The organism is Serratia nevei (assembly GCF_024160145.1).
In the GTDB taxonomy this organism is placed as follows: domain Bacteria; phylum Pseudomonadota; class Gammaproteobacteria; order Enterobacterales; family Enterobacteriaceae; genus Serratia; species Serratia nevei_A.
Genome location: NZ_JAMYWQ010000008.1, coordinates 142,217 through 159,386, shown reverse-complemented (window position 1 = coordinate 159,386; position 17,170 = coordinate 142,217). Strand labels below are relative to the sequence as shown.

Here is a 17,170-nt window from a genome sequence, read left to right as displayed (position 1 = left end):
GCAAAGGTTAGCATTCATAGTGACGGCAGTTTTGAAGGTTTAGGGTGTGTTTTGGCGAATACAAACCTAAACGTTCTGACTGCCGTTTTCTATTGGTTCACGCTAAGACGCGATGAACCTTTTTTTTAGCCGTTGATATAGGCCATCGACTCGGCGCCGTAGCGATCGCCGGCCGCCGCACTCAGCGGAAACACCGCTTCGATCGCCGCCAGTTCGGCCGCGCTCAGCGTTATCTCCGCCGCCGCGACGTTCTCTTCCAGATAGCGACGGCGTTTGGTGCCGGGGATCGGCACGATGTGCTCGCCCTGCGCCAACACCCAGGCCAGCGCCAGCTGTGAAGGCTTGACGCCCTTCTGCGCCGCCAGCTCACCCACCTTCTCCACCAGCGCCAGGTTGCGGGCGAAGTTTTCGCCCTGGAAGCGCGGGTTGCCGCGGCGGAAATCGTCCTCGGCCAGATCCTCCGGCCGCCGGATAGCGCCGGTAAGGAAACCGCGCCCTAACGGGCTGTAAGGCACAAAGCCGATGCCCAGGCGCTCACAGGCCGCCAGCACGCCCTGCTCGGCATCGCGCGTCCACAGCGAATACTCGGTCTGCAGCGCCGTGATCGGATGCACCTTGTGCGCCCGCTCCAGCGTGGCGACCGACGCCTCGCTCAGGCCGATATGGCGGATCTTGCCTTCGCGGATCAGATCCGCCATCGTGCCCACGACGTCTTCGATCGGCACCTGCGGATCGACCCGATGCTGATAATAAAGATCGATCTCCTCCACGCCCAAGCGCCGCAGGCTGCCCTCCACCGAGCGCCGGATATACTCGGGCCGGCTGCTGACGCCGCGCGCCGAAGGATCTGCCGGATCGCGCAGGATGCCGAACTTGGTGGCCAGGAACACCTGTTGCCGTTTACCCTTGATAGCTTCCCCCACCAACTCTTCGTTGGTGTGCGGGCCATACATATCGGCGGTGTCGAGCAGCGTGACGCCCAGCTCCAGCGCCCGATGCAGCGTAGCGATGGCCTCCTGCCGATCGGCGCCGGTGGAGTAAAAGTCGCTCATGCCCATGCATCCCAGCCCCAGGGCGGAGACGACGGGACCGTGGGTACCCAGTTTACGTTGTTGCATTGTGCTGCCCTCATGCGATGAACGGATAACGCAGCAAAGTCTGGTTGTTTACGCTACAAAGATAAATAATGCAGATCGCACACCACTGTTCAAAAATCACCAACAATCCGGAGTGGACATGGATCAGGTTCAAGCCATGCGCATTTTTACCCGCATCGTCGAACTGGGCAGCTTCAGCCGGGCGGCCGAGCGCCTGCAGCTGCCGCGCGCCACGGTCAGCAACGCGCTGAAACGGCTGGAGCAGCGGCTGGGCGTGCGCCTGCTGATCCGCACCACCCGCCAGGTGCAGGTGACCAGCGAAGGCAGCCTTTACTACCAACGCTGCGTGCAGCTGCTGGGGGCGCTGGAGGAAGCGGACACGCTGTTCAGCCGCCATAAGCTGCAGCCGTCCGGCAAGGTGCGCATCGATATGCCCCATTCGCTGGCGCGCGAGATCGTCATTCCGGCGCTGGGCGACTTTTACCGGCGCTATCCCGACATCACGCTGGCGCTGGGCGCCAATGACACCCACGTCGATCTGTTGCGCGAAGGCGTAGACTGCGTGCTGCGCGCCTGGGAAACCGAAGACGACAGCCTGGTGGCGCGGCGCATCGCCCAGCTGCCGCAGATCACCTGCGCTTCTCCCGCTTACCTGCAGGCCTGCGGCACGCCGCTGGACATCGATAGCCTGGCGCCGCACCGCGCAGTGGGTTATTTTTCCCTGGCCAGCAACCGTGATTACCCGCTGGAATTCTGCCGCGGCGGCAAGGTGGAACAGCGCGAACTCTCCGCCCGGCTGAGCGTCAGCGGCGCCGACGCCTACATCGCCGGCGCGCGTGCCGGCATGGGATTGATTCAGGCGGCGCGCTATTCGCTTGCTCCCTGGCTGGAACGGGGCGAACTGGTGGAAGTGTTGGCGGAAACGCCGCCCCCGCCGATGCCGATTTACATCATGTATCCACCCGGCCGTTTCCTGGCGCCACGGGTCAGGGTGTTGATTGATTGGCTGATTTGGCTGTTTGACCAGCAGAAAAGCGGCGATATGGCTGTTTTTCCAGCAAACGCCCGCAAAGCGGGGAAATAACTGTTGACGTGCCCGCCAAAATCTCTAGAATTCGCCTCCGTGGTAACGTTACTCCGGTAATGTTTCTGGTACGCGAAGGTGGCGGAATTGGTAGACGCGCTAGCTTCAGGTGTTAGTGTCCTTACGGACGTGAGGGTTCAAGTCCCTCTCTTCGCACCAAATAACCACATGATTTATATTGCACTCAGCATCGATGCGAAGGTGGCGGAATTGGTAGACGCGCTAGCTTCAGGTGTTAGTGTTCTTACGGACGTGAGGGTTCAAGTCCCTCTCTTCGCACCAAGCTGGCGACGTAATATAAATCAAAGCAACAACATCGACTGTGCGAAGGTGGCGGAATTGGTAGACGCGCTAGCTTCAGGTGTTAGTGTCCTTACGGACGTGAGGGTTCAAGTCCCTCTCTTCGCACCAATTGATGATCTCTCCGGCAGTTCCCTCGAAAAAATCCCAACGCATTGATGATAAACACGCCTAAGCGTGGTTTTGCCGTTTCCGGCGTTTACGCGAAGCTGAAGTTGAGGCTGATTGCCGCCAGGCCGCCCGCCAGCGCCATGCAGGAAGGCAGCAGCAGATAGTGGCGCAGCCGGCTGTTGAACAGCATCACCAGCGTCGCCAGCATCGCTATCACAATCAGGGTGCGCAGCTGCATCATATTCAGATCGATCAAGGCCAGCAGCGGCATCAGCGCGCACGGCAGCAAAACGCCCCAGGCGCTGGCCAGGCGATCGCCGAGGCACCAACTGACGCCCCACAGCCCGCATGCGGCAATCATGGCGGTGAGCATGACACCCCTCCCACAAGTGATAATGATAACCAATATCATATAACACTTTTTTGGCTGCCGCATCATTTTCGCTACGGCAATCAAACCCAGATGACACCAGCATGAAAAAATGATAATTTGACATAAGAAAATTCCTAGTCCTGTTTGCATGATAATAATCACAACCATCAACCATGCAACTTCCGTGGATATTTCGCGCCGAGGGAATGCTTCTCAACCTTAATTATTCGACAGAACGACTTTGCAAAGAGTGACCTCCGTATGAACGCCCGTTCTTATCAGGAATTACTGAACAGCAAGCAGCGCCTGGCATTATTTCTTTTTTTGGTGATGAATGCCGCCTCTTCCGTATTTACGTTATTGTTCCCTTTTAGGGATACGCCCTCCTTTACCCTACCTTTATTATGTATACCGCTATTTTGTCTGGCAGCGGCGCTATTCTCCCTGCAAACGCCGCGGAAATACTTATGCAAACTCAACCTGTTCGCCAGCGTGCTCGGCCTGCTGTGGGCCGCACATATTTACGTTAAAAGTCAATATTGCCTGCCGAACAACCAAGATTTTTTATTAATTAGTTTGTTCAGCATCTTTTTTATCAGCGCTATTTCCCTGACGGATAACTTTACCGCCTTTTGTTTACACGCCGTGCCTTCCGCAATGGTGATCCTGGCTTTGGACGGCATGCATAATACCCTGCGGATATTATTCACCACGCTATTGCCTATTATCGCTTTCTCCATCCATCACCTGATGTTGAAACGCAGTGAAATCTTTACTCACGCGCTGGTGGCCAATCTGTATAACGAGCGGGACAAATTCAATAATTTGAGCATGCTCGATCCCCTGACCGGCCTTTATAACCGCCGCGGGCTGGAGAATAAGATCAACCTGCTGCTGGAGCCGCAAACCGGCCGCCACTACGTGCTGCTGCTGGATATCGACCACTTCAAGATCTACAACGACAGCTACGGCCACGCGATGGGCGATCGGGCGCTGGTGCAGGTGGCGGTCGCTATCCGCGACGCGGTGCGTTCGCGCGACATCGTGGTGCGCTACGGCGGGGAAGAGTTTTTGGTGCTGCTGACCAACGTGCACGAAGGCTACGCGGCGCAGCTGGCCGAGCGGGTGCGCCAACGGGTGGCGGAACTGAACATCCCGCACGGCGCCAGCCCGCAGCACAGCGGCACGCTGACGCTCAGCGCCGGCATCTCGGCGTTGGAAAAGCTGGACGTCGAATCAGCGATCGGCGCGGCCGACGCCGCGCTCTATCTGGCGAAGCACAGCGGCCGCAACAATATCCAGCTGGCGCAAAACGTCCAGCCCGCCCTGCTGCAGCCGCAGGAGTAACACGTTCGCTAATCGACTTCCCAAATCGCCTTGCCCTGCCAGCGCCGTTCGATCGCCGCCAGGAACAGTTTCACCTTGGGGGAGAGATGGCGCCGGCTGGGATAGACGGCGCAGATCGGCGGCCCCGGGCGACAATAGCGCTCCAGCACCGGCACCAGCGTGCCGGCCGCAATCTGCTCGCCGACCAGAAACGCCCCTACCTGGCACAGGCCTGCTCCGGCGACGGCCGCATCCCGCAGGGCCTCGACGTTGTTGAAACGCATCCGACCGCGCACCGGCTGTTCGTGCAGTTGGCCGTTGACCAAATAGCGCCAGGGCGCCGGCAGCCCCTGATGGCTGAAGACCAGCGTCTCGTGCTCGCCCAGCGCCTCCGGTTTTGCCGGCGTACCGTGCCGCGCCAGATAATCCGGTGCCGCGCAGGTGATCAGGCGATGTGGCGCAAGCACCCGCCGCACCAGCCGGCTGTCGTCGCTGCCGCCGACGCGGACAGCCACGTCGATGCCGTCGCGCACCAGATCGCTGTACTCATCGGAGAAGCTGACGTCGGCGTCCACCTCCGGCCACTGCGCCAAAAACTCCCGTAGAATCGGCAGGATATGCAATCGCCCCAACGAAACCGGCAGATCCAACCGCAGCCGCCCGCGCGGGGTTTGCCGCCGCGTATTGAGCGCCGTTTCCGCCTCTTCGGCCTGCGACAGGATGCGCTGTGCATACTCGTAAAACACCGAGCCGTCTTCGGTCAGGCTGACGCTGCGCGTGGTGCGCTGCAGCAGCCGGGTGGCCAATCGCTCCTCCAACCGGTTCACGCATTTGCCCGCCGCCGATCGGGAGATGCCCAGCCTCTCGGCCGCCAGCGTGAAGCTGCAGGCGTCGGCGACGCGAATGAACACCAGCAGGTCGGTCAGGTTATCCAGCGGCATAGCCGGTAAATTGGCCACGATTTGTCCCCAATATTGCGCATTCAGGCCAGTTTATCAGCCATTTTGGCGCGGATACACTGAGGTTCTTCATCTGTTGGGAGAGTCATTATGAGCGCCTTACACGCCGGCGGCGGCGCAAAACCCTGGCTGGCGACCTTCGCCATCGGCCTGGCCACCTTCACCGTCGTCACCGCAGAAATGCTGCCCGTCGGGCTGCTGACTCCGATCGTCAGCACCCTGAACGCATCGATAGGCCGTGCCGGGCTGCTGATTTCCCTGCCTGCCCTGTTTGCCGCGCTGTTCGCCCCGCTGGTGGTGCTGGGCGCCCGGCGCACGGATCGCCGCAGCCTGCTGATCGCCTTCCTGCTGCTGCTGATCGCCGCCAACCTGCTGGCCGCCGCCGCCACCTCCCTGGCGCTGCTGTTCGCTGCGCGCATCCTGCTGGGCTTTTGCATCGGCGGCATCTGGGCCATCGCGGGTGGGTTGGCGGAACGTCTGGTACCGCCGGCCTCCGTCGGATTGGCGTTGTCCGTCATCTTCGGCGGCGTGGCGGCGGCCTCGGTATTCGGCGTGCCGCTCGGGGTGCTCCTCGGCGAAACGCTGGGCTGGCGCATGGCGTTTTTGGCCGTCGCCGTCCTGGCGGCGCTGACCCTGCTCCTGCTGCTGTGGGTGCTGCCGCCGCTGCCGGTCACGCAGGCGGTGAGCTGGCGCTTGTTCACCGCGCAGCGCGCGAATCGCCGGCTGCTCCTCGGGCTGCTGCTGACGTTTCTGCTGGTCGCCGGCCACTTTATGGCTTACACCTTTGTCCGCCCGCTGCTGCAGACGGTCGCCGGCATCGAAGGCCGCTGGGTGGGGCCGCTGCTGTTCGCCTACGGCGTCGCCGGTATCGCCGGGAATTTCATCGCCGGCCAGGCCGCCGCCAAACGGCTGCGCCGCACCCTGGCGCTGATCGCCTTCGGGCTGGCGCTCGCCGTCCTGCTGCTGCCGCTGCTGGGCCACGCGCCGCTGAGCGGCGCCGCCTTCCTGCTGCTGTGGGGCATCGCCTACGGCGGCGTTTCCGTTTCGCTGATGGCGTGGATGCTCAAGGCGGCTCCCGACGCGGTCGAGGTCGCCTCTTCGTTGTATATCACGCTGTTTAACCTGGCGATTTCCTGCGGTTCACTGGCGGGCGGGCTGGCGGTGGACGCCGGGGGCCTGACGATAAACGGCGTGCTGTCCGGCATCGTGCTGCTGCTGGCGTTGGCGATCCTGATGCGAACCCGCCCGCAGGCGCTGACAACGGCGGCGAAGGCCGATTCGCCGCCGGGTTGAATCAGGCGCGGCGCTGCCGCAGGCCGTAAACCAGCACCACCGCGAAGCACAGCAGCGGCAGCAGATAAGAGAGCGCGGTGCTGTAACGGTCGGCCAGCGCCCCCATGAAGTACGGCATGATGGCGCCACCGACGATCGCCATGATCATAAAGGAGCTGGCGCGTTTGGTGTGTTTACCCAGGTTTTTCACCCCCAGGGCGAAAATGGTCGGGAACATGATCGACATAAAGAAGAATACCGCGATCAGCGCCACCACCGACACGCCGTCGACGCTCAGCATCACCACGCCGCACAGCGCGATGTTGATCAGCGCATAGGCCGCCAGCAGCGTCGCCGGTTTGATTCGCCCCATCAACCAGGTGCTGAAGAAGCGCCCGACCATAAAGCAGATCATGGCGATCGACAGCAGGTAAGAAGCGCTCTGGTTAGACACCTCGCGCCAGTGTTCGGTGGCATAGTTGATGAAGAACGCCCCTACGCCCACCTGCGCCGCCACGTAGAAGAACTGCGTGATAACCCCGCCGACAAAATGCGGATGCTGCCACAATCCCTGCGCTATCACGCCGTGCACCGGTTTTTCCTCTTCGCGGATCGCCGGCAGCCGGGTGCGGCTGAACAACAGCGCGATCAGCAGCACCAGCACGGCGATCGCCACATAGGTCATCTTCACCGCGCTCTGATCGCTGCCGCCGGCGGACTGGCTGGCGGAGAAGAACAGCGTGCCGCCGATCAACGGGCCGATAAACTGCCCGAGGCCGTTGAACGACTGGGCCAGGTTGAGCCGCCGTTCGGCGCCCTGCGCGTCGCCCAGCACCGTGGCGTACGGGTTGGCGGCCGTTTCCAGGCAGCCCAAACCGCTGGCGATAACGAACAGCGCGAACAGGAACACGCCGAAGCTGTTGGCCGACGCCGCCGGCACGAACAGCAGCGCCCCCAGCGCATACAGGCACAGCCCGACCAGAATGCCCGCCTTGTAGCCCTTGCGATCCATAAAGTACCCGGCGGGCAGCGCCACCAGGAAATAGGCGCCGAAATAGGCCGCCTGCAGCAGCCCCGACTGCGCCTTGGTGACGTGCAACGTCTCCTGAAAATGTTTGTTTAATACGTCCAGCAGGCCATAGGACAGCCCCCACATGAAGAACAGGCTGGTGACCAGGATAAAGGCCCAGCGCAGATTGGCGGTCACGGCGACGCCCGGCTGCGCGGAAGCCGCACTTTTTTCAGCAAGCATGGTGATACCCTCGTATCGTCTGGCGATGATGATGTTGGCGTTATTGCTGTTGCAGAGAAAATATCCGCGCCATTTCCACCCATTTTTCGCCCTGCGGCGTCCAGGGAGTGGCGGCCTGGTAGTGCCACATCAGCGCTTCCCATCGCTGTACTTCGGGGTTGTTCAGGCCGGCGGCGTCAAAGCGCGCAGCGTCGAAATCGGCGCTGACCTCCACGATCATGAACAGCCGGGTGCCCAACCGGTAAATCTCCATGTCCAGAATGCCGTGCTCACGCAAATGCGCGGCGATGCCCGGCCAGATGCGCTGATGATGCTGCTGGTACTCCGCAATCAGCGCCGGTGAGTCAATCAGATCGAGCGCCTGGCAGAAACGGCGCCGCCCTGCCGCCACGCCGCTCACGTCAGCGCCCGATCGAGATGCAGGTAGCCGCCGTCCACCGACAGCCACTGCCCGGTGGTGTGCGACGACCGCGACGACAACAGGAACGCCACGGTGTCGGCGATCTCCTGCGGCGTGGTCATGCGCTGCCCGAGCGGAATGCGCGCGGTGATTTTCGCCATCTGCCGCTGCGGCTCGGCGAAGGTGTTGAGCCAGCGCTGGTACTGCGGGGTGATCACCTCCGCCGGCACCACCGCGTTCACCCGCACGCCGTCGTGACGCAGCGACACCGCCCATTCGCGCGTCAGCGCCAGCACCGCGCCCTTGGCGGCGGTGTAGCCGCTGGTACCACCCTGGCCGCTGAGCGCGGTCTTGGAGGCGATGTTGACGATGGCGCCCCGGCTCTCCTGCAGCGCCGCCTGGCACAGGTGCGCCATCAGGTAGTAGTGCACCAGGTTCTTTTCCAGCGAGCCGACGAACGCTTCGCGCCCTGCCTCCAGCCCGACGCCGTCGTTGACCCCGGCGTTATTCACCAGCCCGTCGATGCGGCCGAAGGCCGCCAGCGTCTGGCTGACCGCATGGCGGCAGGCCGCCTCGTCGCACAGTTCGGTGAGGATCACCTCGGTGCGCGGCTGCAGCCGCTGCAAATCGGCCAGCAGCGCCGCCTCCGGCGCGGCGTTGGTGACCAGCACCGGGATCGCCCCTTCTTCGGCCAGCACATGAGCAATCGCCGCGCCGATGCCGGCACCGCCGCCGGTGACCAGCACCACCTTATCTTGCAGATACAGATCCATACCCAGACTCCGTTAAACCGTAAATTCGCCAGGCGGTGTCGCCCCAAATCGCCGCCTGCTCGGCGGCCCCCAGCGCCGACAGCGCCCGTTCGCCCAGTTGCACCACCTGGCGGTAGTCGCCGGCCAGCAGGCACACCGGCCAGTCGGAGCCGAACATCAGCCGCTGCGGGCCGAACGCCTCCAGCGCGGCGTCGAAGAACGGCAGCAGTTCTTCCGCCCGCCACCGGCCACCCGGTGCCTCGGTGATCAACCCCGACAGCTTGCAGGCCACGTGCGGCAGCGCCGCCAGCGGCCGGATTTGCTGCGCCCAGTGCCGCGCGCCGCGCGCGATGTCCGGTTTGCCGAAATGATCCAACACCAGCCAATGCTCATCGTGGCGGGCGGCGAACGCCGCCGCGGCCGCCAGATGCCGGTGCGTCACCAGGATCTCGTACACATACCCGGCGCGCTGCAGCGTTTGCATGCCGCGTTCCACCTCCGGCCGCGCCAGCCAGGCCGCCGGATCCGCTTCGTCCTGCACCTGATGGCGCACCCCGCGCAGCGCGGTACGCGGCCGCAAAGTCTCCAGACGCTGCACCAGCTGCGGCGCGGCGATGTCCAGCCAGCCCACCACGCCGCATACGCCCTTGCCCTGCTCAGCCAGCGCCAGCAGGGCCAGCGTCTCTTCCTCGCTGGGGCGTGCCTGCACCGCCAGCGCGCCGTCGAAACCGTGTTCCTGCAGCAGCGGCCGCAGCCGGGGCGGATCGAAATCCTGTCGCAGCACGCGCATCCGCTCATCGATCCACGGGTAGTGCCGTGGGTGATAGCGCCAGTAGTGCTGGTGAGCGTCGATACGCGGCATGCGATCCTCCCGCTTCACCCGCGGAACCGATACTGTTCGATCGACGACGGATGCATCTCGATCGAATAGCCGGGACGGCTCGGCGGCATGTAGGCCGCACCGTTGATCACGCAGGGATCGACAAAGTGTTCATGCAAATGATCGACATACTCGATCACCCGGCCTTCGTGGGTGCCGGCCATGCACAGATAGTCGATCATCGACAGGTGCTGCACGTACTCGCACAGCCCGACGCCGCCGGCGTGCGGGCAGACCGGCAGCCGGTATTTGGCCGCCATCAGCATCACCGCCAGCACTTCGTTGACGCCGCCGAGGCGGCAGGCGTCGATCTGCACCACGTCTACCGCGCCGCGCATGATGAACTGCTTGAACATGATGCGGTTCTGGCACATCTCACCGGTGGCCACCTTGACCGGCGCCACCCCTTCGCGGATGCGGCGGTGCCCTTCCACGTCGTCCGGGCTGGTCGGCTCTTCGATAAACCAGGGGTTGGCGAACGCCAGATGCTTCACCCACGGAATGGCTTCATCCACCTCCCACACCTGGTTGGCGTCGATCATCAGCCGGCGATCCGGGCCGATCACCTCGCGGGCGATGCGCACCCGGCGGATGTCGTCTTCCAGATCGCGCCCGACCTTCAGTTTCAGGTAGGAGAAACCGGCGTCGACCGCTTCCTGGCACAGGCGGCGCAGCTTGTCGTCCGGATAACCCAACCACCCTGCCGAAGTGGTGTAGCAGGGATACCCTTCCTGCAGCAGCCGTTCCAGGCGGCGTTCTTTGCCCTCGGCCCGCTGCTTGAGCAGCGCCAGCGCTTCCTGCGGCGTGATGCAGTCGGTGATGTAACGGAAGTCGATGCAGCGCACCAGCGCCTCCGGCGTCATCTCCGCCACCAGCCGCCACACCGGTTTGCCGGCCGATTTGGCCCACAGATCCCACACCGCGTTAACCACCGCGCCGGTCGCCAGGTGAATAGCGCCTTTGTCCGGCCCGATCCAGCGCAGCTGGCTGTCGCTGGTGAAGCGCCGCCAGAAGGCGCCCATGTCGGCGGCGATATCCTCCAGCCGCTCGCCGACGATCTGGTGTTCCAGCGCGCGGATCGCCGCGCAGCAGATCTCGTTGCCGCGGCCGATGGTGAACGTCAGCCCGTGGCCGCTGAGATCCGCGCGATCGGTCTCCAGGATCACGTAGGCGGCGGAATAGTCGGGGTCCGGATTCATGGCATCGGATCCGTCCAGCCCCTGCGACGTGGGGAAACGAATGTCTTCAACCCGCAGTGCGGTAATGGTGGTCATGGCGGCGCTCCCGGTTAAGCCTGTACGGTTTGCTGGCGCTGTTCGCCCAGCCCTTCGATGCCCAGACGCATCGTCTGGCCCGCCCGCAGATAGATAGGCTGCGGTTTCTGCCCCATGCCGACGCCCGGCGGCGTGCCGGTGGAGATCACATCGCCCGGCTGCAGGCTCATAAAGCGGCTGAGGTAGCTGACGATCTGCGGAATGCGGAAGATCATGGTGCGGGTGTTGCCGTCCTGATAGCGCTTGCCGTCCACCTCCAGCCACAGGTTCAGGCTGTGCGGATCGGCGATCTCATCGGCGGTCACCAGCCAGGGGCCGATCGGCCCGAAGGTGTCGCAGCCTTTGCCCTTGTCCCAGGTGCCGCCGCGCTCAATTTGATATTCGCGTTCTGAGACGTCGTTGATCACGCAGTAGCCGGCGACGTGGCGCATCGCGTCTGCTTCGCTGATGTAGCGTCCGCCCTGGCCGATCACCACGCCCAGCTCCACTTCCCAGTCGGTTTTCTGCGAGCCGCGTGGGATCTCCACCCGATCGTGGGGGCCGACCACCGCGCTGGTCCATTTGTTGAATACCACCGGTTCCTCAGGAATGGCCGCACCGGTCTCCGCCGCGTGATCGGCATAGTTCAGGCCGATGCAGATAAACTTGCCGATGCCGCCGACGCAGGCGCCGAGGCGCGGCTGCCCTTCGACCAGCGGCAGCATGGCGCTGTCCAGCGCACGCAGTTTGGCGAGCGACGCCGGCAATAACGCGGCGCCCCCCACGTCGGCGATATGCTGCGACAGATCGCGCAGGCGGCCTTGCGCATCCAACATGCCGGGGCGCTCTTGCCCGGGTTGCCCGTAACGTAAAAGTTTCATGCCTTCCTCTCTCAAAAATGGCGGCTCAGTTGCTCCAGCCGCCGTCGATGATCTGCACCGTGCCGGTGGTGTATGAACTGGCGTCGGAGGCCAGATACAGCGCCAATTGGGCGATTTCCTCGGTGGTGCCGATGCGCCCGATCGGCTGACGGGCGACGAACGCCTGATACACCTCTTGCTCGCTGCGCCCCTGCTCGCGCGCCTGCTCAGCAATGCGCTGGCGCAGCGACGGCGACTCCACCGTGCCGGGGCAGATGGCGTTGCAGCGGATGCCCTGGGTGACGTAGTCCGCCGCCACCGAGCGCGTCAGGCCGATCACCGCCGCCTTGCTGGCGCTGTAAGCGAAGCGGTTCGGCACCCCTTTCACGCTCGAGGCCACCGAGGACATGTTGATGATCGAGCCTTTGCCGCGCGCCAACATGCCCGGCAGGAAGGCGCGGATCATGCGGAACATCGCGGTGACGTTGAGATTGAGCGCGAACGCCCACTGATCTTCGCTGCAATCGAGGATCGATCCGCTGTGCACCACGCCGGCGCAGTTGAACAGCACGTCGATCGGGCCGATCGCTTCCGCCGCCGCCGCGATGGCGGCCGGATCGGTGACGTTCAGCGTCAGCGCGCGGATCCCGGCGGAGCCCTGCAGGCGCTCGAGGTTGATGTCGCTGGCGATCACTTCGGCACCGGCGGCGGCGAACAGCCTGGCGGTGGTAAAACCGATCCCTTGCCCGGCGGCGGTGATCAGTACGCGTTTCCCGGTTAAATCCATCTTGACTCCTCGGCCTAAAGGTCTAATGGTCAGGCCACTAAAGGCGATTAAAGGTCAGGCCTCTAACATGACAAAAGACGCTTTACGCGTTATCGTTGGGGGAAGAAGTTAATAAAACAGCCTTAAAACCGCATTTTGATTAACCATTTTTTTACACTTGAATAACGATTACTCAAGCGCCTTGTCGCATAATTGTGCGCCAAATCACTGAGCGCCGAATCGTCAAAGGTCAAAAATGCCGATTACCCGACTGGAAAACCCAAGAATTTACAGACAGATAGCTGACCAGCTCAAACGTCTGATCGAAAATAACGAATTTCCGCCGGGCAGCCGCCTGCCCTCGGAGCGCGATCTCGCGCAGCAGTTGCAGGTCAGCCGCGCGTCGGTGCGCGAGGCGCTTATCGCGTTGGAAGTGATCGGCCTGGTGGACGTCAAGGTTGGCAACGGGGTGATCGTGCGCTCGCAAACGCCGCTGGCGCCGTCGCAGGAGCCGGTGATGGCCCAGGCCGGCCGCAACCAGTGGGCGGAGATCGACGACGAACTGAACATCGAGCTGGATTTCAACGCCGAGCTGCCGCCGTTTTCACTGCTGCAAACCCGCCTGCTGATCGAACCGGAGACCGCCGCGCTGGCCGCGCGCCACGCCACCGACGAAGAGCTGGCGGGCATCCGCGCCGCCTATGAGCAGAACTGCCGCGATAACCGCGCCGGTTCCGCCACCCACCCCGGCGATCGGCTGTTCCACATCCGCATCGCCCAGGCCAGCGGCAACCCGGCCTATGCGTTCATCATCGGCCACCTGCTCGGCCACCGCTACGGCAGCATGTTCCGCGTGCTGCAGCGCCACTATACGCCGGACGACATGCCGCACCGTTCCGAACTGGAACACCGGGCGATCCTGGCGGCGATCGAAGCGCGCGACGTGCGCGGCGCCCGCAAGGCGATGAAGGCGCACCTCGACGCAGTGATCGCCATTTTCGCCCGCGCGCAGTAGGCCGCCGGCGGTTAAATAATTTTATCGTCACCGCTCTTTTTTCTACATGCAGCCGGGGCCCGGGCGCATTACACTGGACGGCGGATGAGCCCTTTCCCCGCTGCATTGTTAAATGGATAACAACCGTTGAAGAACTCTGTCTCCGCTTTATTACTGGCGCTGGGCCTGTGCGCCGCGCCGCTGGCCGTGCAGGCCGCGTCCCCGCAGCTGGCTTCGCAAATCGTCGACCAGTATGCCGAACATATTTTCTACAACAGCGGCGCCACCGGCATGGCGCTGGTGGTGATCGACGGCAATCAGGTGGTTAACCGCAGCTTTGGTGATACCAAACCCGGCAACAACCTGCGCCCGCGCCCGGATTCGCTGATCCGCATCGCTTCGATCACCAAGCTGATGACCAGCGAAGTGATGGTGAAAATGGCGGCGGAAGGCCAGGTCAAACTGACCGACCCGCTGCGCAAGTACGCGCCCAAAGGCGCCTATGTGCCGGCTTACAACGCCGGCCAGCCGATCACCCTGCTGAACCTGGCGACGCACACCAGCTCGCTGCCGCGCGAGCAGCCGGGCAAGAAGCCGCCGAAAACGCCGGTGTTCACCTGGCCGACCAAGGCCCAGCGCTGGCAGTGGCTGGCGCATGCCAACGTCACGGTGCCGCCGGGCGCGCGCGCCGCCTACTCCAACCTGGCGTATGACCTGCTGGCCGACGCGCTGTCGCGCGCTGCGGGCAAGCCTTACAACGCGCTGCTGAAAGAGAAAATCACCGCGCCGCTCGGCATGGTCGACACCACGCTGACGCCGAGCCCCGAACAGTGCTCGCGCCTGATGGTGGCGGCGGCCGGCCCGAGCGCCTGCCGCGACACCACCGCCGCGGCCGGCAGCGGCGGCGTCTACTCCACCCCGCGCGACATGCAGCGCTGGATGCAGCAGTTCCTCTCCTCCAGCGCCAGCGGCCCGCGCAAGGCCACCGCCGCCAGCGAGCAAACCATGTACTTCCAGCGTCACGATCTGGTGTCGCTGAAGGGCATGGACGTGCCGGGGCAAGCGGATGCGCTGGGGTTGGGTTGGGTGTATATGGCGCCGAAGGACGGGCTGCCGGGCATCATTCAGAAAACCGGCGGCGGCGGCGGATTCATCACCTACATGGCGATGATCCCGGCGAAAAACGTCGGGGTGTTCGTGGTGGTGACCCGCTCGGAGCTGAGCAAGTTCACCAACATGAGCGATCCGGTCAACCGCCTGGTGGGCGATCTGGCGGCCAACAAGAGTTGAAACGCGGGGCGCAGCAGGCTGCGCCCCAACGCCTCAGGCCGGCACCGCCATCTGGTGGATCACCGAATGGAAATTGCGCTTGAAGTAGATCAGCCCGTTGCCGGCTTCGCTCAGCGCGATCTGCTTGATCTGCACCAGGTACATCTGGTGGGTGCCGATGCTCTGGATCTGCTCGATCTCCCCTTCCAGGCTGGCCAGGGTATTGCGCAGCACCGGCTGCCCCAGCGCGCCGAGCTGCCACTCTTCCAGCCGGAAACGATCTTCCATGCTGACGCCGGTCATGCCGGCGAAGTGGCGCGCCATCAGCTCCTGCTCGTGGTTGAGCACATTGACGCACAGCCTGCGGTTTTCCTGAAACACCGGGTTCATCGCGCTATTGCGGTTGATGCACACCAGCAGCGTCGGCGGCGTATCGGTTACCGAGCACACCGCCGTGGCGGTGATGCCGCAGCGCCCCGCCGGGCCGTCGGTGGTGACGATATTCACCGCCGCCGACAGGCTGGCCATGGCGTCGCGAAAGCGCAGGCGCTGTTCATTTTCCTGAGACATACCCCCTCCTCCTGAATTACTTCAGCAGATTATCCAACTGATTAATATCGTCATTGTTCCGCAGGTGCGGCACCTTCCAGCCGTGCTGATCGTAATCGGCCAGGCACTTGTCGACCATCTGCATCATGCGATCCATGTTGCCGGATCCCTGAGCGTGGCGCAGGCACTGCAGGCGGATCTCATCCTGGCTGCCGGCGTAGTTGATCTCATACAGCTCGTGACGGCCGCCGAATTCGCTGCCGATCGCATCCCACATCAGCTTGAGGATCTTGATGCGCTCGACGTGATCCATACCGTCCGATCCGCGCACGTAGCGCGCCAAATACTTGTCGATCTCCGGGTTGTTCATGTCGCGCACGCTGGACGGCAGGTAGATAAGACCGCTGGTGACGTTCTTCTCGATGATGTGTTTCACCTTGGTGTAGGCCATCGGCGCCATCACGCGGTAGGTTTGCAGCGCGGCGGAATCCGGCAGGTAGGCGCCGTTTTCCCATTTTGTGGCTTCGGCGCACATCGCGTCGCTCAGCGACCAGAACAGGTTGCGCCAGGCCACCACTTCGCCCAGATCCGCCTGCACGCCGCGGAACTCCAGCACGCCGGTGCACGAGAGGCTCTTTTGCAGCAGCGCGGTGATAAAGTCCATCTTCACCGCCAGGCGCACGCAGGCCTGCAGCGGGAACAGCCGGGCGAAACCGCCCTGGGTGCTCCAGCGGCGGCAGCGGTCGAAGTCGCGGTAGATCAGCACGTTTTCCCACGGGATCAGCACATGATCCATGATCAGGATCGCGTCGTTCTCGTCGAAGCGGCTGGTGAGCGGGTAGTCGAACGGCGATCCGGTGGCGCCGGCCACCAGCTCGTAGGAGGCGCGCGAAATCAGCTTCACCCCTTCGGCGTCCATCGGCGCCACGAACATCAGCGCGAAGTCCGGGTTATCGCCCATCACCTGCGCCGAACCGAAGCCGATGAAGTTGTAGTGGGTCAACGCCGAGTTGGTGGCCACCACTTTGGCCCCGCTGACCACGATGCCGGCGTCGGTCTCTTTCTCCACCTGAATGTAGACGTCCTTCACCTCGTTGACCGGCTTGTGGCGGTCGATCGGCGGGTTGACGATGGCGTGGTTGAAATAGAGCCCGGTTTCCTGAATGCGTTTGTACCAGTGGCGCGCGTTGTCGGCGAACTGGCCGTAGAACTCCGGATAAGCGCCCAGGGCGCAGCCGAAGGCCGCCTTGTAGTCCGGCGTACGCCCCATCCAGCCGTAGCTTTGGCGCGACCAGTCGGCGATGGCATCGCGCTGCTGGCGCATCTCTTCCGGGCTGCGGGCGTAGCGGAAGAATTTGTGGGTATAGCCGCCGTTGCCGGTGTCGGTATTCCAGCACAGGCGATCCTGGCTGGCCGGATCGTGCAGCGCGTCGTACAGCTGGCCGACTGACGCCGCCGCGTTGCGGAACGCCGGGTGCGTGGTGACGTCTTTCACGCGCTCGCCGTAAATGTAGATTTCGCGGCTGTCCTGCAAACTTTTCAGGTATTCGGCGCCGGTGAACGGGCGTTTGCTGTCGGCACGAAAGTCTTCTGGTTTCATCGGGTCTTCCTCGTCATCGGCATTTTTCAGGCCGTGCAATCGGCCATTTGTTAAAATAATGTTTTCTTTTGGT

Annotated in this window: 17 protein-coding genes and 3 tRNA genes; 8 read left to right on the top strand and 12 right to left on the bottom strand. The window is 63.2% G+C overall.

Translation table 11 applies throughout. From position 1 onward, the window contains the following. Positions 1-125 precede the first annotated feature (125 nt). Positions 126-1,118, bottom strand: coding sequence for an aldo/keto reductase (locus M6G53_RS08620; RefSeq protein ID WP_253330529.1), 993 nt, complete (start codon positions 1,116-1,118; stop codon positions 126-128). Between the two features lie 118 nt (positions 1,119-1,236). On the opposite strand from M6G53_RS08620, the gene M6G53_RS08615 reads away from it, so the two are divergent. The 4 genes from M6G53_RS08615 (at position 1,237) to M6G53_RS08600 (ending at position 2,592) form a co-directional block, all read left to right on the top strand. Continuing rightward, entirely contained in the window at positions 1,237-2,181 is a 945-nt protein-coding gene (locus M6G53_RS08615) for a LysR family transcriptional regulator (protein ID WP_253330527.1), read from the top strand. 72 nt (positions 2,182-2,253) lie between these two features. Next, positions 2,254-2,340: transfer RNA gene (locus M6G53_RS08610), tRNA-Leu, on the top strand. A gap of 36 nt (positions 2,341-2,376) precedes the next feature. Continuing rightward, a tRNA-Leu gene (locus M6G53_RS08605) sits at positions 2,377-2,463 on the top strand. Between the two features lie 42 nt (positions 2,464-2,505). Further along, positions 2,506-2,592, top strand: a tRNA-Leu gene (locus M6G53_RS08600). Between the two features lie 88 nt (positions 2,593-2,680). On the opposite strand, the gene M6G53_RS08595 is transcribed toward M6G53_RS08600, so the two are convergent. After that, the gene (locus M6G53_RS08595; RefSeq protein WP_048233751.1) at positions 2,681-2,965 is read right to left on the bottom strand and encodes a DUF1435 domain-containing protein; all 285 of its coding nucleotides are present in this window, start codon (positions 2,963-2,965) and stop codon (positions 2,681-2,683) included. Between the two features lie 261 nt (positions 2,966-3,226). On the opposite strand from M6G53_RS08595, the gene M6G53_RS08590 reads away from it, so the two are divergent. Continuing rightward, complete coding sequence (locus M6G53_RS08590) at positions 3,227-4,312, top strand: GGDEF domain-containing protein (RefSeq protein ID WP_253330525.1); 1,086 nt, start codon at positions 3,227-3,229, stop codon at positions 4,310-4,312. 8 nt (positions 4,313-4,320) lie between these two features. On the opposite strand, the gene M6G53_RS08585 is transcribed toward M6G53_RS08590, so the two are convergent. Then, a complete protein-coding gene (locus M6G53_RS08585; RefSeq protein ID WP_253330534.1) occupies positions 4,321-5,232 on the bottom strand; it encodes a LysR family transcriptional regulator in 912 nt (303 codons plus the stop codon). A gap of 108 nt (positions 5,233-5,340) precedes the next feature. Between M6G53_RS08585 and M6G53_RS08580 the strand changes: the two genes are divergently transcribed. Next, positions 5,341-6,543, top strand: a complete 1,203-nt coding sequence (locus M6G53_RS08580; RefSeq protein WP_253330523.1) for an MFS transporter — start codon at positions 5,341-5,343, stop codon at positions 6,541-6,543. 1 nt (position 6,544) lies between these two features. On the opposite strand, the gene fucP is transcribed toward M6G53_RS08580, so the two are convergent. From fucP to M6G53_RS08545, 7 genes are read right to left on the bottom strand one after another with little or no spacing between them, the layout of a single operon-like run. Next, positions 6,545-7,774 (bottom strand): L-fucose:H+ symporter permease, encoded by a 1,230-nt coding sequence (gene fucP, locus M6G53_RS08575; protein WP_253330521.1) that lies wholly within the window; start codon positions 7,772-7,774, stop codon positions 6,545-6,547. A gap of 40 nt (positions 7,775-7,814) precedes the next feature. After that, complete coding sequence (locus M6G53_RS08570) at positions 7,815-8,174, bottom strand: L-rhamnose mutarotase (protein WP_253330520.1); 360 nt, start codon at positions 8,172-8,174, stop codon at positions 7,815-7,817. Then, positions 8,171-8,947: an L-fucose dehydrogenase gene (locus M6G53_RS08565; protein ID WP_253330518.1), complete on the bottom strand. Its 777-nt coding sequence runs from the start codon at positions 8,945-8,947 to the stop codon at positions 8,171-8,173. Before M6G53_RS08565 ends, M6G53_RS08570 begins: the two co-directional genes overlap by 4 nt. Beyond that, positions 8,925-9,788: an amidohydrolase family protein gene (locus M6G53_RS08560; RefSeq protein ID WP_253330515.1), complete on the bottom strand. Its 864-nt coding sequence runs from the start codon at positions 9,786-9,788 to the stop codon at positions 8,925-8,927. The genes M6G53_RS08565 and M6G53_RS08560 overlap by 23 nt, the downstream gene beginning before the upstream one ends. Positions 9,789-9,802: 14 nt before the next feature. Continuing rightward, positions 9,803-11,080: an L-fuconate dehydratase gene (locus M6G53_RS08555; RefSeq protein WP_253330513.1), complete on the bottom strand. Its 1,278-nt coding sequence runs from the start codon at positions 11,078-11,080 to the stop codon at positions 9,803-9,805. A 14-nt stretch (positions 11,081-11,094) separates the two neighbouring features. Then, positions 11,095-11,940, bottom strand: a complete 846-nt coding sequence (locus tag M6G53_RS08550) for a fumarylacetoacetate hydrolase family protein (protein ID WP_253330511.1) — start codon at positions 11,938-11,940, stop codon at positions 11,095-11,097. Positions 11,941-11,965: 25 nt separating this feature from the next. Continuing rightward, positions 11,966-12,706, bottom strand: a complete 741-nt coding sequence (locus M6G53_RS08545; RefSeq protein WP_253330510.1) for an SDR family oxidoreductase — start codon at positions 12,704-12,706, stop codon at positions 11,966-11,968. Between the two features lie 235 nt (positions 12,707-12,941). Here M6G53_RS08545 and M6G53_RS08540 point away from each other — a divergent pair, with 235 nt between their 5' ends. Next, positions 12,942-13,700 (top strand): FadR/GntR family transcriptional regulator, encoded by a 759-nt coding sequence (locus tag M6G53_RS08540; RefSeq protein ID WP_253330508.1) that lies wholly within the window; start codon positions 12,942-12,944, stop codon positions 13,698-13,700. Between the two features lie 126 nt (positions 13,701-13,826). Continuing rightward, positions 13,827-14,969, top strand: a complete 1,143-nt coding sequence (gene ampH, locus M6G53_RS08535) for a D-alanyl-D-alanine-carboxypeptidase/endopeptidase AmpH (protein ID WP_253330505.1) — start codon at positions 13,827-13,829, stop codon at positions 14,967-14,969. A 33-nt stretch (positions 14,970-15,002) separates the two neighbouring features. On the opposite strand, the gene hpaC is transcribed toward ampH, so the two are convergent. Together hpaC and hpaB are read right to left on the bottom strand one after the other, a co-directional pair. Continuing rightward, positions 15,003-15,518 (bottom strand): 4-hydroxyphenylacetate 3-monooxygenase, reductase component, encoded by a 516-nt coding sequence (gene hpaC / locus M6G53_RS08530; RefSeq protein WP_004933156.1) that lies wholly within the window; start codon positions 15,516-15,518, stop codon positions 15,003-15,005. Between the two features lie 16 nt (positions 15,519-15,534). Beyond that, a complete protein-coding gene (gene hpaB / locus M6G53_RS08525; protein ID WP_047569441.1) occupies positions 15,535-17,097 on the bottom strand; it encodes a 4-hydroxyphenylacetate 3-monooxygenase, oxygenase component in 1,563 nt (520 codons plus the stop codon). Between the last annotated feature and the right edge of the window lie 73 nt (positions 17,098-17,170).